Origin of the sequence: Kitasatospora sp. NPDC058170 (assembly GCF_042883905.1) — a bacterium.
GTDB lineage: Bacteria > Actinomycetota > Actinomycetes > Streptomycetales > Streptomycetaceae > Kitasatospora.
Map to the genome: position 1 here is coordinate 33,370 of NZ_JBHVUV010000019.1, position 17,031 is coordinate 50,400.

The following is a 17,031-nucleotide window of genomic DNA, read 5'->3' on the forward strand; positions in this document are numbered from 1 at the left end:
GGCTCGCGCGGGGCGGGCGGGTGTGCCAGGTCCCGGCGGGTGTGCCAGGTCCCGGCGGGTGTGCCGGGTCCTGGCGGGTGTGTCAGGTGCTGATGGTGGCGACGGGTTCGAGGCCGTAGGTGCGGGCGTAGCCGTTCTCGGTGCCGACGAGGAGGTCGACGACCTCGAAGTAGCGGTCCCAGAACGGGGTTTCGCGCAGTGCGTCGACGAGGAGCCGGTAGGCGTGGTGGTCGTCGGCTTCCCACACCCAGACGTCGGTGACGCGCGCGGAGTAGAACTCGGTGTCGTAGAAGCGCGACCGGACGCCGGTGGTCCTGGCCTCGATCACGGGCAGCACCTCGGTGGTGAAGGCGTGGAGGCGTTGCCGGACGGTCAGGGCGAGCCACTCGGGCGTGGTCTTGACGAGCATGAACGCCGTGACCGGCGGTTCGGTACGTTCGGCGGACATCGGTTCAGCAGACATCGGTTCAGCGGACATCGGTTCAGCGGACATCGGGTGCCTCCAAAGGGGCGGGTGGGTGGCGGGCTTCAGGAGAGGACGGCGGGCCTGAGCGTCCGGGCGCACCACTGCTCGAAGCCGGTGGGGGAGGCGGTCTCCGGGGTGCGGGCGACGCCGGCGTCCAGGCCCTGGTCCTTGGCCCGCTTCATGTCGACGATGCCCCGGACGAACGCCTCGTTGAGGCCGTAGCCGACGAGGGTGCGGTGCATCTCGTCGAGCGGCTGGTACTCGTAGCGGACGGGGCGGCCGAGCTGTTCGGTCATGATCCGGGCCAGGTCGTTGGGGGACAGGTCCTGCGGGCCGAGGACCGGGACACTGTCGGTGCCGGTCCACGAGCGGTCCAGCAGCAGGCCGGCGGCCACGGCCGCGATGTCGGCGACGGCGACGAAGGGGGCCCTGCGGTCCGCGTCGACGGAGTCGGTGAAGACGCCCCTGTCACGGATCGAGGCGGCCTCCTCCAGGAGGTTCTCGAAGAACGACGGGTTGGCCAGGGCCCGGTAGGCGACTCCGCTGCCGGCGATCAGGTCGTCCAGGGCGAGGGAGGCGGTGACCAGGCCGGCCCGGTCGGCGAGCGGGGTGCCGCGGCCAAGCGCGGAGACGCCGACGACACGGCCGACGCCGTGGGCGGCGAGCGCCCGCACGGCGGGTGCGCTGAAGCCGCTGTAGGCCTCGTACGGGGTCAGGGCGGCGTCCGGGGGCGCGAGCCAGAAGACGGCGTCCGCGCCCTCGAAGGCACGGTCGACGACCTCGGCGTCGCCGTGCGAGCCCGCGACCACCTCGACCCGGCCGCGCGCCGAGTCCGGCAGCCGGGCGGGATCGCGCACGATCACCCGCAGCTCCTCGCCAGCGGCGGGGGCGGACTCCAGGAGCCTGGAGAGCAGGTGACGGCCGATGTTCCCGGTGGGAGCGGTAATGACGATCATGAAAACCTCGCAGGTCGTGCCGGTCGGTACACCCCTCATCCTGCGAAGCGGCACGGTGTTGCCACAATGGGAACTTCAGCACGGAATCATTGACTGAAACGGAATGATGCTGGTGAACAGCCCGGATTCGGCCCTCGACGCCAATCTCGCCGTCGCGTTGGACGCCCTGCTGGCCGAGCACAGCGTCACCAGGGCCGCCGCCCGCCTGCACACCTCGCCCGCCGCGATGAGCCGCACGCTCGCCCGTCTGCGCCGCACCCTGCAGGATCCGCTGCTGGTCCGGGCCGGGCAGACCATGGTCCCCACCCCGCGCGCCCAGGCCCTGCGCGAGGAGGCCGCGGCCGTGGTGCAGCGCCTCGGCGCCCTGCTCAGCCCCGACACCGGAGTCGACCCCGCCACCCTGCGCAGCACCTTCACCCTCCAGGCCGCCGACCTGGTCGGCGCGGCGCTGGCCCCCGGGCTGATGCGGCTGGCCGAGCAGGAGGCGCCGGGGGTCTCCTTCCGGCTCCGGGCCGAGGACTTGGAGGCCGGCCCGGCCCTGCGCGACGGCCGGATCGACCTGGAGGTCGGGTCCATCGACCACGTGGACCCCGAGACCAGGGTCGAGGAACTGGTCAGCCTCCGGATGGTGGCGGCCGTCCGCCCCGGCCATCCGCTGACCGAAGGTCCGCTGACCCCGGCCCGGCTCGCCGCCGCCCAGCACGTCGCGGTCAGCCGCCGCGGCCGGTTCACCGGGCCCCTCGACGCCGCCCTGGCCGAGCAGGACCTCCGGCGGCGGGTCGGCATCGTCCTCCCCAGCCACCTGGCCGCCATGGCCCTCGCCGCCCGCAGCGACGTCGTCTGCCTGGTACCCGCCGCACTCCCCGGCGCCGCCCCCTCACCCCTCACCGGCGACGCCGTCGCCCTCGGACTGCACCTCCTGGACATCCCGCTGGCGCTGCCGCCCGTGACCGTCGGCATGGCCTGGCACCCCCGCCACGCAGCCGACCGGGCCCACCACTGGCTCCGCAACGCCGTCCGCCGGACCCTCCGCACACCCGGAAGCCCGCCCGCGTGACCCGGCCGTCGGCACCAGGTGGCCACCTGGCCGTCGGCGAGGAGGCGTTCCTGCGGCCGCGTCCTCAGCCGCATCGCCTCCTCGGCACCACCGGACCGGAGTGGCACGGGTTCTAAGCTGTTCGATGTGGCCGTAGGGGAAGAAGCACACCAGAAGGGGTTCGACGGCGTCCGTCGGGCCAAGCGTTGGCTCGAAGGCACGATGCGCATCTCCAGTGCCTACGCGAACACCGACTCACCTGTGTGGGCCGAGGCTCTCTCCCGTACGTGGCCGCAGGGTGGCGAGCCCTTCTCCTACGACATGGGCGGCACGCTGCGAGGGGCCGACTACGACGGCGACTTCTTCTGCGCCGAGGTCAAGAACTACCAGGGCAGCGGCGATCAGGGCACCGAGTTCTACGCGTTCCTGGCCAAGTGCTACGTGGCCCGGCAGCAGAACTACATGCTCGGCCGCCACTTCATGTGGATCACCTGGGCGCCCTTCCTGGTCACGGCGTGGTCCCAGCTCGACTCGCCGGAGAAGGTCAAGGAAGCGGTGGTCCGCCACCGCAACCGGATCTTCGGCGACGTCTCGGAAACCGAAGCCGCCGGCCTGGTGGACGACGCGGTCGCCGCGTCCGTCGCCGACCGCCTCTGGCTGATCGTCCTGTCCCGCAAGCAGGAGAACCTGATGCCCCTGACCGAATGGCGGGCGATCGTCGAAGCCGAACTGGTCAGGAAGGGGAAGGACTGGTGAGCACCGCCCTGAGCACCCTGACGGAGGCCCTGGTCTCGCCCGATCCCCGCGGCGCCTTCTCCGGCGTCAAGAACGCCGTCGCCGGAGTGCTGAAGGATCTGGACCCGCACCTGCGCGTCGTGACGACCGGCTACTTCAACCACAGCCACGTACCCGACATGCTGCTGCACTGGCCGGGACAGGACTCCACGACCGACCGCCACCTCCACCTGCGGACGACCCGGATCAGGGACGAGCTGGGTGGGGATCTCCAGCTGCTCGACCGCGGGAACCGGCCGATCCTGCTGTGCCTCGGCGCGCTGGATGACGGCACAGACCTCCTCCAGGCCGCCGGCCGGAAGGACGCACTCCTGCTCGACGTGCCGGCCCTCGAAGTGCTGGTCGGGGCGGCGAGGCGCTCCGTCGCCCTCCGTCTGACCGTGTCGGACCTCGTGGAGCACCGCAGCGGCGTATTCGACGGCGCCGCGGCAACGCAGTTGGTGCGGCAGGCGTCGAGCCGTCCGGCGTCCGGCGCGTCCGAGGCGAGCACCCGTCGCCTGGGCCTGGTGGCGGAGCACATGCCTGATCTCCTGCGCCGGTACCGGACCGAGGAGTCGTACGCCCGCTCCTTCCCGCTCGGGACACCGACGGCGACCGAGACGACCGGCGCCGGCCGGGTCGACGACCTGGCCCTGCGGCTCCTCCTGCACGAGGACGAACCCGATCCGGCCGTCCTGGAGCGCACCGCGGGAACGGTCCCGTTCGAGCAGATCCTCGAACAATCGGTGGCGGACACCGAGGGCCTGCAGCGCCTGGCCCGCCTGGGCCTCGACCAGTGGCAGGCGCGGGCCTGCGAGATCGCCGCCGAGTACGGCACGGGTTCCCCATGGCGCTGGACGCTCGACGGCGGGCGCCTCGCACTCCACGGGCCGGGTTTCGCGATCCGGATCGCCGACCGGGCGGGAGCCCTACGGCGGGATCGCGAGTACCGGCAGCCGTCCTTGGACGCACTGTGGGAAAGGATGTCCAGGGCCCCTGGGCGGCTGTCACAGGTGACCCTCGTCCGGGGCACCCAGAAGGTCACCTACGGCGGGGCCGGGGACGCGATCGTGCCAAGCGTCCTTCAGCAGATCGAGGGGAGCCTCGGTCCCGATGCGAGCGTCTCGAACGCGGAGGTGGTGGCATCGTCCGGCGCCAGGCTGCTTCTGAACTTCCGCCGGAGGAGCGCGACCGTGCGCAGGCCCCGAAGCGGCGCGCCGCTGGGAGAGCTGGCACTGCTCTGCGCCTGCGCCTTCCTCGACCCGTCGGAGGTGGACTCGGGCCGTCTCGCGGCCGTACTCGGTGCGGACGAGCCTCACGCCCTGGGAGAACTCCCCCACGGGTCGAACTCCGAGCTCCAGTAGTACGGGCGGCGGCCGACGGCCCGGATCGAAGGTTCTGCGGCCTTCGATCCGGTGCCGCGGTGGGGCTCAGGCGGGGCGGGCGGGGACGGAGACCAGCAGGGTGGCACCGTCCAGGGTGCGGATCTCGAAGTGGTCGATGTCGCCGGGCTGGAGGGCCGCGCCGCCGCCGGTGCGCAGTGAGCCGGGCTTCGCCGAGGTGCCGTAGCCGGCGGCGGGGACGGCCCAGGTGGTGACGGTCTGGCGTTCGCCGGCCCGCGACACCGCGACCAGGTCGCAGGTCAACGGCCCCTGGACGTGGGAGAGTTCGAGGCTGATCTGACTCCCCCAGGCCTTGCCGTCGACGCCGATGACGGCGCTGGCCCCGGTGGTGGGGTCGGTGGCGCTGAACTGGGCGACGGCGACCGCCGCCGGTCCGGAGTCGGCGGTGACCACGGCGGCCGTGACCGCGGGGCCCGCCACCACCAGGACGGCCGCCGCGGCGACCAGCACCAGCCGCCGCACCCGGCCCCGCCGGCGGCCGGCCGCGACCTCGCCGACCAGCCGGTCCAGCAGCAGCGGGCTCGGGCGCGGCGGCGGGTCCGCCGGGTCGAGACCGGCGGCCTCGGCGGAGGCCGAGTATTCGGCCAACAGCGGCTCGACGAAGCCGAGTTCGGCCACCTGACCGGCGCACTGCGGGCAGCCCTCCAGGTGGGCCTCGAAGGCGGCGCGCTCCGCGGGTTCGAGCAGGCCGAGGACGTACGCGCCGACGTCGACGTGCTCGCCGACCGGTCCGGGGCCGCCGGCCGGGCCGGGTCCGCCGATCGGGTCGTGCCCGCCGGCCGGGCCGTGGTCGTGCTCGGGGCCGACTGGTCCGGGCTTGGACGATGTCACGATGTCACTCCCCGTTCCTCCAGCGCGAGCCTGAGCGAGCGCAGTGCGTAGAACACCCTGGACCGCACGGTACCGGCCGGGATGCCGAGTTCGACGGCCGCCTCGTTGACGGTGCGGCCCTTGAAGTACGTCTCGACGATGATCTCCCGGTGGGCGCCCGACAGGTCGCCGAGCGCCTCGGAGATCGTCATCAGCCTGAGCGCCCGGTCGAGTTCGTCCTCGGCGGGGAGCAGCTCCAGCGGCGACGGGTCCACCTCGTGCGGCCGGGCCCGGCTGCTGCGGTGGTCGTCGATGACGATCCGCCGCGCCACCGTGACCAGCCAGGGCCGCAGCGAGCGGGCCGCCGGGTCAAGCCGGTGGATGTTGCGCCAGGCCCGGACCAGCGTCTCCTGCACGACGTCCTCGGCGCGCTGGCGGTCCCCCGCGACCAGGTGGAGCACGAAGCCGAGGAGCGGTCCGGCGTGCTCCTGGTACAGGGCGCGCATCAACTCCTCGTCGGGCGCGCCCGTACCGCGTGCGGCGCCACCACCGCCGGGGTGCTCCTCGGTCACGACGCCATCCTTGCGCACCCGTACCTCCGGGTCGAGAGTTCCACGTCCGGTTCGGCCACGGCTGCCCGCCGGGCTCGGTGAGCGGGCTCAGTAACCGCCGTACCCGCCGCTCGGGGTGGTGGGCGCGGCCGGTGCCGCCCCCGCCTTGCCGCCGGTCGGGGTCAGCACGAACCAGGTGCCGCCGACGCCCTGGCCCAGGGTGTCGCCGGGCTTCTTGTCGGGCGCGTAGCGGTAGGCCGGCCAGCCGTTCAGGGTGAGCTGCTTGGTGCCGTCGGCCCGGGTGACACTGCCGACCAGCTTGCCGTCGATGCCCTTGACGGTGACCGAGCCGTCGGCCGGGACGGGCGGCCAGGTCGTGGCGCAGGCGCCGTTGCAGTTGGACATCGGAGGCGTGGCGGTGTCCTTGTCGAAGCGGTACAGGGTGAAGCCGTTGCCGTCGGTGACGATGGCGCCGAGCTTGGGGTCGTTCGCGGCCTGCAGGCCGGCGGCGGCCGGGCTCGCCGGTGCGCTCGGGCTCGCGGGACCGCCCGGCGTCGCGGGCGCGGTGGCGGTGGCCCCGGCACCGGAGGGTGCCGGGGAGCCGCTGCTCCCGGAGCCGGAGGACCCGCAGCCCGCGACCAGGGCGACGGTGGCGATGCCGGAGGCGGCGAGGACGGCGATGCGTCCCCCGTTGCTGAGTGTGCGCATGGTGTTTCTCCCCCAGTGGATGCGCGGATGTGGACACCCTCCAGTACGGACGGGAGCGGCGGGCTGCTCAACGGTCGGCCGAGATTTTTTCGGCGGACCCGCGCAGCCCCCAGGAATAGCGGGCGGAGCGGGGCCGTTGTCGCGGGCACATGGCCTGAGCCGCCTCCTCCGGAAGGGCAGGAATCGCGAGATGAGCAGCACGGTCGAGCTGACCAAGGAGAACTTCGACGACATCGTCCCGGGCCCGGACGGCAAGGACTTCGTCTTCATCGACTTCTGGGCGGGCTGGTGCGGCCCGTGCCGGCAGTTCGCCCCGGTGTACGAGAAGGCGGCCGACCGCCACCCGGATCTGGTGTTCGCCAAGGTGGACACCGAGGCGCAGCAGGAACTGGCCGCGGCCTTCGGCATCCAGTCGATCCCGACGCTGGCGATCATCCGTGAGGGCGTGCTCGTCTTCTCGCAGGCGGGTGCGCTGCCCGAGGCCGTTTTCGAGGACCTGATCGGTCAGGCCCGGAAGCTGGACATGGACGAGGTGAAGCGCAAGGTGGCGGCCGAGCAGGAGGCGGAGGCGGACCGGAAGGTCTGAGTCCCGCGGGTCCGGGAGGGCACGTCGGCGCACGGCGGCGGCCCGGGGTGTGAGGCACCCCGGGCCCGCCGTCGTGCGCGCTTGCGTATCTGCCGGAGGGCCGCCGGACGGCGCGCGGCAGCACGGTGACAGTCCGGCGGCAGGCCCCGGGCGTCAGGCCCCGGACGTCAGGGGGTGCGTGCCGCGAGGCCGTCCAGGAGTAGCCGCAGGGCGAGTTCGAAGCCCCGCTCGTCCAGACCGGACGCCCCCGGGCCGGGCCCGCCGCCGCGTTCGGCGGAGGCCTCCAGTGCCCCGGCCAGGGCCGGGTAGCGCGGGCGGTAGTCGGCCGAGCCGCGGGTGAACCCGGCGGTGAAGGTCTCCAGCGCCGAGCCGAGGACGAGGTAGTCGAGCGCGGCGGCCGCCTCGGCGGCGTCGGCGGGCCCGAGGCCGGCCCGGCCGAGCGCCCCGAGCAGGGTGTCGTAGCCGAGCAGTTGGCGCTCCGCCTCGACCCGGCGGCGGGCGAGCAGCGCGATGGTGTTCGGGTGGCGCAGGAAGACCCCGCGGTAGCCGCGCGCATAGGCGGCGATGCCGTCCCGCCAGTCGGCGCCGCCGGTCCGGGTCAGCGGTTCGAGGTCGATCTCGGCGTTGACGAGCTCGGCGAGCGCGTCGATCAGATCGTCCTTGCCGCCCATGTGGTTGTAGAGCGAGGCCGCCTTGACGCCCAGGCGGTCGGCGAGGGTGCGCATGGTGAGGCCGTCCGGGCCCTGTTCGTCGACCACGTCGAGGGCGGCCCTGGCGATGATCTCCCTGCTCAGCAGCGCCCTGCTCGGTCGTCCCACGGTGCTCCGCCCCTCGCCGCCCACTGTCTCAGCCCCTGCGTCGCCCCACGTTATTACAGCCTGGTGTCGACTCTTCCCCTGCCCGGGGGGCACGGGCTACCGTCCCGAACTAACAAAGTTAGTTTTCCGTGGCGGGCCTCCCCCCGCACGGCGGGAAGGCGGACCGCACCATGACCGAGAACCCCCCGAGATCCGGGACCAGCACGGGCCCCGGCCCCACGACTGCCCCGGGCGCAGCCCCGGGAACAGCCCCGGACACGACCCCGGGCACGACCCCGGGCACGGCCCTGGACGGGGCCGCGGGCACAGCCCCGGACAGGACCGCGCACGGAGCCGGCGACGCCGACCGGCTCGCCGCCCTCGGCTACCGCCAGGAGCTGCGCCGCAGCCTGGGCATCCTCGGCAACATCTCGATGGGATTCGCCGTCGTCTCCCCCGTCGTCGGCCTGTACGCCGTCAGCCAGGTCGGCCTGAGCGTGGCCGGCGGCGCCTGGGTCTGGGCGCTGCCGGTGTGCCTGCTCGGCCAGATGCTGGTGGTGGCGGTCTACTCCGAACTCGCCTCCCAGTGGCCGCTGGCCGGCGGCGCGTACCAGTGGAGCCGACGGCTGGCGGGCCCGACCTTCGCCTGGCTCACCGGGTGGATGTGGCAGTTCGCCGTGATGTTCGCCAACACCACCGTCGCCTACCTGGCCTCGCCGTGGTTCTTCGCCCTGTTCGGGCTCACCCCGACACCCGCCCGACTGGTGCTGGTCTCGGTGGTGTTCATGCTGTTCTGCACCCTGGTCAACGCCTACGGCATCAACCTGCTGCGCTGGTTCGTCTCGCTCGGCATCGCCGCCGAGCTGATCGCCTCGGTGCTGGTCGGCTTCGCCCTGCTGCTGTTCTTCCGGGTGCACGGCTTCGGCCTGCTGACCGACCTCCTGGACGCCCCCGCCACCGCCGGGGTCTCCACCGGGGCCGCCTTCCTGGCCGTGGTCGCCGTCGGCGGCTGGGCGTTCATCGGCTTCGACGCCTGCGTCTCCACCGCGGAGGAGACCAGGGACGCCGGCCGCCAGGTGCCGCGCGCGATGTGGTGGGCGCTGCTGAGCGTCGGCGTCGTCGTCATCCTGAACGCCGTCTCGGTCGCGCTCGCCCACCCCGACCCGGCCGCGGTGGTCGCCGGCCGGGACCTCGACCCGGTCACCACCGCCGTCACCACCGCCTTCGGCGACTGGTCCGCCAAGCCCTTCGTGGTGGTCGTGCTGATCTCCTTCACCGCCTGTCTGATGGCCTCGCAGGGCGGCGCCGCACGCGGCCTCTACTCGCTGGCCCGTGACGGCGTCTTCCCGTTCTCCGCCCAGGTCCGCCGGGTCAACCGGCACAGGGCGCCGATCGGCGGACTGGTCGCGGCCACCGTGGTCAGTGCGGCCGCGCTGCCGCTCGGGCTGGAGGCCACCGCTATGGGAAGCCTGATCACCTTCGGCACCGCCGCCACCTTCCTGCCGTTCTTCCTGCTCAGCGTCGCCGCCCTGACCGCCCGGCTGCGCGGCACCTGGCGACCGTCGGGCGAGGTCTCCTACGGGCGGGCCGGGACGGTGATCAACGCCCTCGCGGTGCTCTGGACCGGCCTGGAGGTGGTCAACATCTGCTGGCCGCGCGCCATCCTCGCCCCGCCCGGAGCGCCCTGGTACCAGGTGTGGGCGGCCCTGCTCGGCGTCGGCCTGGTCAGCCTGGCCGGCCTCGGCTACCTGCTGGTCCGGCGGCCGCAGCGGCTGATGCGGGACGGCGCGCTCACCGACCGGCCCGTCGGCGACGAGCTCGCCCCGGCGGTGCACTGACCCCGCCGTGCACCGCCGGGTCAGTGCGCCGGGTCAGTGCGCCGGCCCGGCGGTACACCGGCCCGGCGGCGGCTTGGCGGGCCGCCTGGTCGCCCGCCTGGTCGCGCGCGTACGGTCGCCCCGCGACGGGGTGCCCGGGGGTGCTCACCCGGCAGCCGGGTCGCTCCACCCGGTGAGGCGGGCGGCGAGGGCGCGGACCTCCTCGCGCAGGGCGTCCGGCCGCCGGACGGCGAACGGCCAGCCGAGGCCGGCCAGCATCATCGCCATGCCGTCGAGCCGCTGCGCCCGGGCCTGCAGCAGGACCCGTCCGTCGTCCGTCCCGGTGAGCGTCCCGGCGGTGGGCGGGATGCGGTGCCGGGCCTCGGCGAGGGTGGTCGTCAGCACCACCTCCACCTCGTGCGTCCACGGCACCGCGGCCAGTGACTCCACCACCCGCTGGACCGGGTCGAAGTCCTCAGGCGCCTCGAAGGCGGCCTCGCGGGGCTCGACCGCCTCGATCCGGTCCAGCCGGAAGGTGCGCAGTTCGCCGCTGCGGTGGTCCAGCCCGGTGGTGTACCAGCGGCCGGAGTGGAAGACCAGCCCGTACGGGTCGAACTCGCGCTCGCTGGGCTCGCCCGCACGGTCCCGGTAGGCGAGCCGGACCCGGCGCCGGCGGCGCGCCGCCTCGGCGAGCGCGAACAGCGCGGCGGCGGCCGGACTGGGCCCGGCCGCAGGGGCCGCGGTCAGTCCGAGCGTCTGCTCGACCGCCGCGACGCGCTCGCGCAGCTGCGGGGGCAGCACCCGCTGGATCTTGGCGAGCGCCGACTCCGCGGCCTGTTCCCCCACCGACAGCCCCGAGCTGCGCCCGGCCAGCAGCCCGAGGACCACCGAGGCGGCCTCGTCCCCAGTCAGCATCAGCGGCGGCAGCCGGTACCCGGGGAGCAGGCGGTAGCCGCCATAGCGGCCGCGGTCGGCCTGCACCGGGATGCCGAGGTCCACCAGCCGGGCGGTGTAGCGGCGGACGGTGCGCTCGTCCACCGCCAGCCGCTCGGCCAGTTCGGCACCGGTGAGGCCCGGCCGGGCCTGGAGCAGTTCCAGCAGGGCGAGGACCCGGCTGACCGGGTGGTCCATGGCGTCCTCCTCTCCGGTTGTTCGTGCACTTTTCCGGTTGTTCGTGTCGCGCTCGCTCATCCGGGCGGGATCTGTCCGGATTCGATCCTAGAGTCGGTCGTGACGGTTCCCCCTACCAAGGAGCGCCCCCCATGAGCACGTTCGTACTCGTCCCCGGTTACTGGCTCGGCGCCTGGGCGTGGGACGCGGTGGCCGAGCCGCTGCGCGCGGCCGGGCACACCGTCCACCCGGTCACCCTCACCGGTGTCGCCGAGCGCTCCGGCGAGGGCGGGCCCGCGGTCGACCTGGAGACCCACATCGCCGACCTCACCGACCTGCTGACCCGCGAGGACCTCTGGGACGTCGTCCTGGTCGGCCACAGCGGCGGCGGCGCCCCCGTCACCGGCGCGGCCGACCGGATGCCCGAGCGGATCCGCCGGGTCGTCTACCTCGACAGCGGCCCGCTGACCGACGGCGCCGCGCTGCGCGACCTGTGGGAGCCCGAGTACCGCGCCCGCGCCGAGGCCTCCGTGGTCGACGGCTGGCGCTACCCGATGCCGTCCTGGGCGGAGCTGGCCGCCTCCGGGGCAGGTCTGGACGGCCTGGACGACGCCGCCCTCGCCCGTATCCGCGAGCACACCACCGACCAGCCCGCCGGCGGGTTCGCCCAGCCGCTGCGGCTGACCGGCCGCGGGGACGCGCTGCCGAAGGCCCTGGTCTCCTGCTCCTTCCCGTTGGAGCAGGTCCGGGGCATGATCGCCTCCGGCCACCCGTACTTCGCGGCGCTCGCCGGGCCGGAGTGGGAGCTGCGCGAACTCCCCACCGGCCACTGGCCGATGTTCTCCCGCCCGGACGACACCGCCGCGCTGCTGGCGGAGCTCGCCGCAGTGTGACGGCCGGTAGCGCGGCCGGGGCGGCGGCCGGTGCCGCGGCCGGGGGCGTCCGCGGCGCCCGCTCGGCTGCGTCGTCGGCTGCGTGTCCGGCTGCGTGTTCGGCTGCGTGTTCGGCTGCGCGGGGTAGCCCGAACAGCGCAGGATGGGGCACGGCGCCACGGATCCGGCGCCGTGCGACACCGTGAACGAGAGCGAGGCGTGCCCGCCATGAGCCAGACCCCGACCGGCGCAGCGACCACCGAGGAGGCCTCCGGCGCACCGGAGTTCCGACGCGTCACCACCGCCCTGGTGACCGGCAGCGCCGACGCCGCGCCCTTCCACGTGGAGGTCAGGGCGGGCACCCACCAGCTGACCGCCGACGAGCCGGTGCGCCGGGGCGGATCGGACAGCGGCCCGGAGCCGTTCGCCCTGCTGCTCTCCTCGCTCGGCTCGTGCACCGCCATCACCCTGCGGATGTACGCGGAGCGCAAGGAGTGGCCGTTGGAGGCCGTCCGGGTCAGGCTCGGATACGAGACGAACGGCAGCACCGGCCGGATCTCCCGTCGGGTCGCCCTCACCGGCGCCCTCGACGCGGACCAGCGCGCCCGGCTGCTCGACATCTGCGAGCGCACACCCGTCACCCTCGCCCTGCGGGCCGGGGTGGCGATCGAGACCACGGAGGACCGCGCGTGACGACCACACCGGAGGAGTACGACGTCATTGTGGTGGGTGCGGGCCCGACCGGCGAGAACGTCGCCGACCGGACCGCCGCCGCCGGGCTGCGCACGGTGATCGTCGAGGCCGAACTGGTCGGCGGCGAGTGCTCGTACTGGGCCTGCATGCCGAGCAAGGCGCTGCTGCGCCCGGTGGCCGCGCTGGCCGCCGCCCGGGCGGTGGCCGGTGCGCGGGAGGCGGTCGGCGGCGGCCTGGACGCCGCGGCCGTGCTGGCCCGGCGCGACTCGTTCGCCTCGCACTGGCAGGACGACGGCCAGGTGCAGTGGCTGCGCGACACCGGGATCGACCTGGTCCGCGGGCACGGCCGACTGGCCGGCGAGCGGACGGTCACGGTCGAGGCGGAGGACGGCAGCGAGCGGGTGCTCACCGCCCGGCACGCCGTCGCCGTCTGCACCGGCAGCCGGCCGGTACTGCCGGAGGGCGTCCCCGGTCTGGCCGAGGCCCGGCCCTGGACCAACCGCGAGGCCACCGGCGCCCCCGCGGTGCCCGGCCGGCTCGCGGTGGTCGGCGGCGGCGTGGTCGGCGTGGAGATGGCGACCGCCTGGCGGGCGCTCGGCTCGGAGGTCGTCGTGCTGGTGCGCGGCGACGCCCTGCTGCCCCGGATGGAGCCCTTCGCGGGCGAGCTGGTCGCGGACGGGCTGCGCGCGGCCGGGGTGGAGCTGCGGTTCGGGGTCTCGGTGGCCTCGCTGGAGCGGGTGGACGGCGTCGGGGTGGCGCTGCTGCTGGAGGGCGGCGAGCGGCTGACCGCCGACGAGGTGCTGTACGCGACCGGGCGCGCGCCGCGCACCGCCGATGTCGGGCTGGAGCAGGTCGGTCTGAAGCCCGGCGGCTGGATGGACGTGGACGACAGCTGCACGGTGCTCGGGGTCGAGGGCGACTGGCTGTACGCGGCCGGGGACGTCAACCACCGAGCGCTGCTCACCCACCAGGGCAAGTACCAGGCCCGGATCGCGGGCGCGGCGATCGTCGCCCGCGCCCAGGGGCGGACGCTGGACACCGCGCGGTGGGGCGCGCACGCCGCCTCGGCCGACAGCGCCGGGGCCCCGCAGGTCGTCTTCACCGAACCGGAGGTCGCGGCGGTCGGGCTGACCCTGGACGCCGCCGAGCGGGCCGGGCTGCGGGTCAAGACGGTGGACCACGACCTCGGCGCGGTCGCGGGCGCCTCGCTCTACGGCGACGACTACCGGGGCCGGGCCCGGGTGGTCTTCGACCTGGACCGGCAGGTGCTGGTCGGCGCGACCTTCGTCGGGCCGGGCGTCGCGGAGCTGCTGCACTCGGCGACGATCGCGGTGGTCGGCGAGGTGCCGATCGACCGGCTCTGGCACGCGGTACCGGCGTACCCGACGATCAGCGAGGTGTGGCTCCGGCTGCTGGAGGGGTGCCGGGGCTGACCGTGGCCGGTCGCCCCGCGGGGCGGACGGCGCGGCGGGGAGACCGGCGCGGCGGGGAGACCGGCGCGGCGGGGAGACCGGCGCGGCGGCGGGTGGGCACCGGGCGATGGAGAGGAGACTGACCCGGTGGAGGTATTTCCAGTGGGAACCGTTTTACCGACCAGGTGGTGGTGAGGCATGACCGAGGTGCTGTTGGCCGTCGGAACCGAGAAGGGCCTCTTTCTCGGCCGTAGCCGCGACCGGCTGAACTGGGAGTTCAGCGGGCCGCATTTCCCGATGAACGCGATCTACTCCGTCTCCATCGACCGCCGGGCCGGCCGGGTCCGGCTGCTGGTCGGCGCCGACAGCAGCCACTGGGGCCCGTCGGTCTGGCGCTCGGACGATCTCGGCGCGAGCTGGTACGAGCCGCCGAAACCCGCCATCCGCTTCCCCGAGCACACCGGTGCCTCGCTCACCCGGGTCTGGCAGCTCCATCCGGCCGGGGACGAGGCGCCCGGCGTGGTGTACGCGGGCACCGAGCCCGCGGCGCTGTTCCGCTCCGAGGACGGCGGCGAGACCTTCGCCCTGGTCGAGTCGCTCTGGGAGCATCCGCAGCGGACCGAGTGGGGCGCCGGGTACGGCGGCCAGGGGCTGCACACGATCCTCACCGACGCGCGCGACGCCGGGCAGTTGCTGGTCGCGATCTCCAGCGGCGGCGTCTACCGGAGCAAGGACGGGGGCGCCGCCTGGGAGCCGTCCAACACCGGGCTGCGGGCGGAGTTCCTGCCGGAGGAGAGCCAGTACCCGGAGTTCGGCCAGTGCGTGCACAAGATCGCCGCGGACGCCGTGAACCCGGACCGCCTCTACCTGCAGAACCACGGCGGCGTCTACCGCAGTGACGATGCGGGCCTGAGCTGGCAGTTCGTCACCGACGGGCTGCCCGCCGACTTCGGCTTCGCCGTCGCCGCCCACCCCCGCCGGGCCGACACCGCCTACCTCTTCCCGCTCGGCGGCTCCGATGACCGCGTGCCGCCGGACCGCCGCTGCCGCATCTTCCGCACCGAGGACGCGGGCAACAGCTGGCACCCGCTCGCCAAGGGCCTGCCCGGCGAGGACCACTACGGCGTCGTCCTGCGCGACGCCCTGCGCACCGACGACGCCGAACCGGCCGGCATCTACTTCGGCAACCGCACCGGCGACGTCTACGCGAGCCCCGACGAGGGCGAGAGCTGGTCGTTGCTGATCTCCCATCTGCCGGACGTCCTGTGCGTGCGGGCGGCCGTGGTGGGCTGAGGCCCACCCGGGAGCGGGCGGACACATGCGGTGTCCGCCCGCTGCCGCTGCCGATCCAGCTGTCGCTGCCGATCTGCGGGTACCCGGATGCGCCTGCACTGCGGGCCCGGCTGCGGGCCCGGCTGCGGGCTGACGGCCGGACAGACGCCGGGGAAAACGGCTCGCCAGGGGTGCGCGCCGACTGGCAGGGTGCGCTGCATGTCAGCCCAGCCAGCCCTCTACCAGGTCCGTGCCGACTACGACGCCCGGACGATCGTGGTCTACCAGGCGTACACGCCCGCCGTGGCCGACCCGGCGGTCCGGGCGCAGCGGTTCGTCCCACCGTTCTCCTTCAACCGGATGACGTGGATCAAGCCCTCCTTCCGCTGGCTGATGCACCGCAGCAACTGGGCCCGGAAGGCCGGGCAGGAACGCGTCCTCGCCGTTCGGATCACCCGGGAGGGCTGGGAGGAGGCGCTCTCCCAGGCCGTTCCGACCACCTCCGATCCGGCGTTGGTCGCGCGGGCCGCCGTCCACGTCCAGTGGGATCCCGAGCGCTCGCTGCGGGGGGCCGCGCTCAACCACTACAGCATTCAGGTCGGCGTCGGCCGGGGGCTGATCCGGACCTTCGCCGAGGAGTGGGTCGTCGGTATCACCGATGTCACTCCTCAGGCGCGGCGGGTGGCCGAGCTGATCCAGGGAGGGCAGGCCGCGAAGGCGCAGCGGCTGCTTCCCCCGGAGCGGGTCTACCCGGTACCGGTGCCGACCGGCCGACGGCTCCTCCCCGGTACCGGCTCCGGCACCGGCACCGGGTAGGCGCCCGGGCCGGGGCTTCTGGCCACCTCGCTTTCAGGGGTGGGCGAGCTCCAGGACGGCGATCCCGGCCAGGACCGCCGCACTGGCGGCCATCCGCAGCCGGCCGAGCCGTTCGCGGAAGACCACCGTGGCGATCAGCGCGGCTATGACGATGCTGGTCTCGCGCAGCGCCGCGACCGTCGCCAGACTGCCCCGGGACTGCGCCCAGACCACCAGTCCGTAGGCCGTCAGCGAGAGCACCCCGCCGACGATGCCCACCCCCGCCACCGGCCGCAGCCCGGTGGCCAGCGCGCGGCCCCGCCGGGCCCAGGCGATCAGCGCCAGCGCTGGCCCCTGGAGCAGGAAGAGCCAGGCGACATAGCCGCCGACGGTGCCCGCGTGGCGGACCCCGCTGCCGTCCAGCACGGTGTACGCGGCGATCATCACGCCGGTGCCGGCGGCCGCGCCGAGCGCGGGCAGCTGCGCCCGCCCGGGTATGCCCTTGGCGAGGGCGAGGCCGATCAGGCCGAAGGAGATCACCGCAACGCCGAGCAGCTCCCCGCCGGCGAGGGACTGGCCGAGCACCACCACCGAGAGCAGGGCCACCAGCAGCGGTGCGGAACCGCGCGCGATCGGGTACATCTGCCCGAAGTCCCCCAGTTGGTAAGCCCGCAGGAGCAGTATCTGGGACGTCACCTGCATCACCACCGAGGCGATGAGGTAGGGCCAGGCGGCAGCCGCCGGCAGCGGGTTCAGCACGACCAGGACGACCGCGCAGGCGGTGTAGGTGAGGTTGATCAGGGCGAAGCCGACCAGCTTGTCGTGGATCCGGTGCGCCAGCCCGTTCCAGACGGCGTGCAGGACCGCGGCGACGAGGACGACGGCCGGCACCGTCACCGTGTCGCCCGGCGACGAGGACGCGAGTGCGGACATGGCGAAGCTCCCCTCCAACGGATCTGGAATCGAATTCCAA

The 17,031-nt window shown here is 74.1% G+C and carries 18 protein-coding genes; 10 read left to right on the top strand and 8 right to left on the bottom strand.

The window, feature by feature from the left end; all coding sequences use genetic code 11:
- Window positions 1-82 precede the first annotated feature (82 nt).
- Complete coding sequence (locus tag ACFVVX_RS21815) at window positions 83-448, bottom strand: darcynin family protein (RefSeq protein ID WP_387947980.1); 366 nt, start codon at window positions 446-448, stop codon at window positions 83-85.
- An 80-nt stretch (window positions 449-528) separates the two neighbouring features.
- Window positions 529-1,422: an NAD(P)H-binding protein gene (locus ACFVVX_RS21820; protein ID WP_387947982.1), complete on the bottom strand. Its 894-nt coding sequence runs from the start codon at window positions 1,420-1,422 to the stop codon at window positions 529-531.
- Window positions 1,423-1,525: 103 nt separating this feature from the next.
- Between ACFVVX_RS21820 and ACFVVX_RS21825 the strand changes: the two genes are divergently transcribed.
- The 3 genes from ACFVVX_RS21825 (at window position 1,526) to ACFVVX_RS21835 (ending at window position 4,596) form a co-directional block, all read left to right on the top strand.
- Entirely contained in the window at window positions 1,526-2,479 is a 954-nt protein-coding gene (locus ACFVVX_RS21825; protein ID WP_387947984.1) for a LysR family transcriptional regulator, read from the top strand.
- Window positions 2,480-2,680: 201 nt separating this feature from the next.
- Window positions 2,681-3,214, top strand: a complete 534-nt coding sequence (locus tag ACFVVX_RS21830; protein ID WP_387947986.1) for a hypothetical protein — start codon at window positions 2,681-2,683, stop codon at window positions 3,212-3,214.
- Window positions 3,211-4,596 carry a hypothetical protein gene (locus tag ACFVVX_RS21835; protein ID WP_387947988.1) on the top strand — a complete coding sequence of 462 codons (1,386 nt, stop codon included), beginning with the start codon at window positions 3,211-3,213 and terminating at the stop codon, window positions 4,594-4,596. Before ACFVVX_RS21830 ends, ACFVVX_RS21835 begins: the two co-directional genes overlap by 4 nt.
- A 66-nt stretch (window positions 4,597-4,662) precedes the next feature.
- On the opposite strand, the gene ACFVVX_RS21840 is transcribed toward ACFVVX_RS21835, so the two are convergent.
- The 3 genes from ACFVVX_RS21840 to ACFVVX_RS21850 form a co-directional block, all read right to left on the bottom strand.
- Window positions 4,663-5,466: an anti-sigma factor family protein gene (locus ACFVVX_RS21840; RefSeq protein ID WP_387947990.1), complete on the bottom strand. Its 804-nt coding sequence runs from the start codon at window positions 5,464-5,466 to the stop codon at window positions 4,663-4,665.
- Window positions 5,463-6,035: a sigma-70 family RNA polymerase sigma factor gene (locus ACFVVX_RS21845; RefSeq protein ID WP_387947992.1), complete on the bottom strand. Its 573-nt coding sequence runs from the start codon at window positions 6,033-6,035 to the stop codon at window positions 5,463-5,465. Before ACFVVX_RS21845 ends, ACFVVX_RS21840 begins: the two co-directional genes overlap by 4 nt.
- Before the next feature lie 69 nt (window positions 6,036-6,104).
- Complete coding sequence (locus ACFVVX_RS21850) at window positions 6,105-6,704, bottom strand: hypothetical protein (RefSeq protein ID WP_387947994.1); 600 nt, start codon at window positions 6,702-6,704, stop codon at window positions 6,105-6,107.
- Between the two features lie 190 nt (window positions 6,705-6,894).
- Between ACFVVX_RS21850 and ACFVVX_RS21855 the strand changes: the two genes are divergently transcribed.
- Window positions 6,895-7,290: a thioredoxin family protein gene (locus ACFVVX_RS21855; RefSeq protein WP_387947996.1), complete on the top strand. Its 396-nt coding sequence runs from the start codon at window positions 6,895-6,897 to the stop codon at window positions 7,288-7,290.
- Window positions 7,291-7,457: 167 nt separating this feature from the next.
- Here the strand turns inward: ACFVVX_RS21855 and ACFVVX_RS21860 are convergent, their stop codons facing one another.
- Window positions 7,458-8,108, bottom strand: a complete 651-nt coding sequence (locus tag ACFVVX_RS21860; protein WP_387947998.1) for a TetR/AcrR family transcriptional regulator — start codon at window positions 8,106-8,108, stop codon at window positions 7,458-7,460.
- Window positions 8,109-8,278: 170 nt separating this feature from the next.
- Here ACFVVX_RS21860 and ACFVVX_RS21865 point away from each other — a divergent pair, with 170 nt between their 5' ends.
- The gene (locus ACFVVX_RS21865) at window positions 8,279-9,925 is read left to right on the top strand and encodes an APC family permease (RefSeq protein WP_387948000.1); all 1,647 of its coding nucleotides are present in this window, start codon (window positions 8,279-8,281) and stop codon (window positions 9,923-9,925) included.
- A 144-nt stretch (window positions 9,926-10,069) separates the two neighbouring features.
- On the opposite strand, the gene ACFVVX_RS21870 is transcribed toward ACFVVX_RS21865, so the two are convergent.
- Window positions 10,070-11,035, bottom strand: a complete 966-nt coding sequence (locus tag ACFVVX_RS21870) for a helix-turn-helix transcriptional regulator (RefSeq protein WP_387948002.1) — start codon at window positions 11,033-11,035, stop codon at window positions 10,070-10,072.
- 131 nt (window positions 11,036-11,166) lie between these two features.
- Between ACFVVX_RS21870 and ACFVVX_RS21875 the strand changes: the two genes are divergently transcribed.
- The 5 genes from ACFVVX_RS21875 (at window position 11,167) to ACFVVX_RS21895 (ending at window position 16,079) form a co-directional block, all read left to right on the top strand.
- Window positions 11,167-11,907: an alpha/beta fold hydrolase gene (locus ACFVVX_RS21875; protein WP_387948004.1), complete on the top strand. Its 741-nt coding sequence runs from the start codon at window positions 11,167-11,169 to the stop codon at window positions 11,905-11,907.
- A 207-nt stretch (window positions 11,908-12,114) separates the two neighbouring features.
- On the top strand, window positions 12,115-12,579 hold the full coding sequence (locus ACFVVX_RS21880) for an OsmC family protein (protein WP_387948006.1): 465 nt from the start codon (window positions 12,115-12,117) through the stop codon (window positions 12,577-12,579).
- Complete coding sequence (locus ACFVVX_RS21885) at window positions 12,576-14,012, top strand: dihydrolipoyl dehydrogenase family protein (protein WP_387948008.1); 1,437 nt, start codon at window positions 12,576-12,578, stop codon at window positions 14,010-14,012. Before ACFVVX_RS21880 ends, ACFVVX_RS21885 begins: the two co-directional genes overlap by 4 nt.
- Before the next feature lie 177 nt (window positions 14,013-14,189).
- Window positions 14,190-15,284: a WD40/YVTN/BNR-like repeat-containing protein gene (locus ACFVVX_RS21890; RefSeq protein ID WP_387948010.1), complete on the top strand. Its 1,095-nt coding sequence runs from the start codon at window positions 14,190-14,192 to the stop codon at window positions 15,282-15,284.
- Between the two features lie 198 nt (window positions 15,285-15,482).
- A complete protein-coding gene (locus ACFVVX_RS21895) occupies window positions 15,483-16,079 on the top strand; it encodes a DUF4291 domain-containing protein (RefSeq protein ID WP_387948012.1) in 597 nt (198 codons plus the stop codon).
- A 33-nt stretch (window positions 16,080-16,112) separates the two neighbouring features.
- On the opposite strand, the gene ACFVVX_RS21900 is transcribed toward ACFVVX_RS21895, so the two are convergent.
- A complete protein-coding gene (locus ACFVVX_RS21900; RefSeq protein ID WP_387948014.1) occupies window positions 16,113-16,991 on the bottom strand; it encodes an EamA family transporter in 879 nt (292 codons plus the stop codon).
- Between the last annotated feature and the right edge of the window lie 40 nt (window positions 16,992-17,031).

Excerpts from the sequence above, each read along its gene's own strand:
- ACFVVX_RS21815 (WP_387947980.1), bottom strand. The coding sequence starts at position 448 with ATGTCCGCCGAACGTACCGAACCGCCGGTCACGGCGTTCATGCTCGTC.
- ACFVVX_RS21820 (WP_387947982.1), bottom strand. The coding sequence starts at position 1,422 with ATGATCGTCATTACCGCTCCCACCGGGAACATCGGCCGTCACCTGCTC.
- ACFVVX_RS21825 (WP_387947984.1), top strand. The coding sequence starts at position 1,526 with ATGATGCTGGTGAACAGCCCGGATTCGGCCCTCGACGCCAATCTCGCC.
- ACFVVX_RS21830 (WP_387947986.1), top strand. The coding sequence starts at position 2,681 with ATGCGCATCTCCAGTGCCTACGCGAACACCGACTCACCTGTGTGGGCC.
- ACFVVX_RS21850 (WP_387947994.1), bottom strand. The coding sequence starts at position 6,704 with ATGCGCACACTCAGCAACGGGGGACGCATCGCCGTCCTCGCCGCCTCC.
- ACFVVX_RS21855 (WP_387947996.1), top strand. The coding sequence starts at position 6,895 with ATGAGCAGCACGGTCGAGCTGACCAAGGAGAACTTCGACGACATCGTC.
- ACFVVX_RS21865 (WP_387948000.1), top strand. The coding sequence starts at position 8,279 with ATGACCGAGAACCCCCCGAGATCCGGGACCAGCACGGGCCCCGGCCCC.
- ACFVVX_RS21870 (WP_387948002.1), bottom strand. The coding sequence starts at position 11,035 with ATGGACCACCCGGTCAGCCGGGTCCTCGCCCTGCTGGAACTGCTCCAG.
- ACFVVX_RS21875 (WP_387948004.1), top strand. The coding sequence starts at position 11,167 with ATGAGCACGTTCGTACTCGTCCCCGGTTACTGGCTCGGCGCCTGGGCG.
- ACFVVX_RS21880 (WP_387948006.1), top strand. The coding sequence starts at position 12,115 with ATGAGCCAGACCCCGACCGGCGCAGCGACCACCGAGGAGGCCTCCGGC.
- ACFVVX_RS21890 (WP_387948010.1), top strand. The coding sequence starts at position 14,190 with ATGACCGAGGTGCTGTTGGCCGTCGGAACCGAGAAGGGCCTCTTTCTC.
- ACFVVX_RS21895 (WP_387948012.1), top strand. The coding sequence starts at position 15,483 with ATGTCAGCCCAGCCAGCCCTCTACCAGGTCCGTGCCGACTACGACGCC.
- ACFVVX_RS21900 (WP_387948014.1), bottom strand. The coding sequence starts at position 16,991 with ATGTCCGCACTCGCGTCCTCGTCGCCGGGCGACACGGTGACGGTGCCG.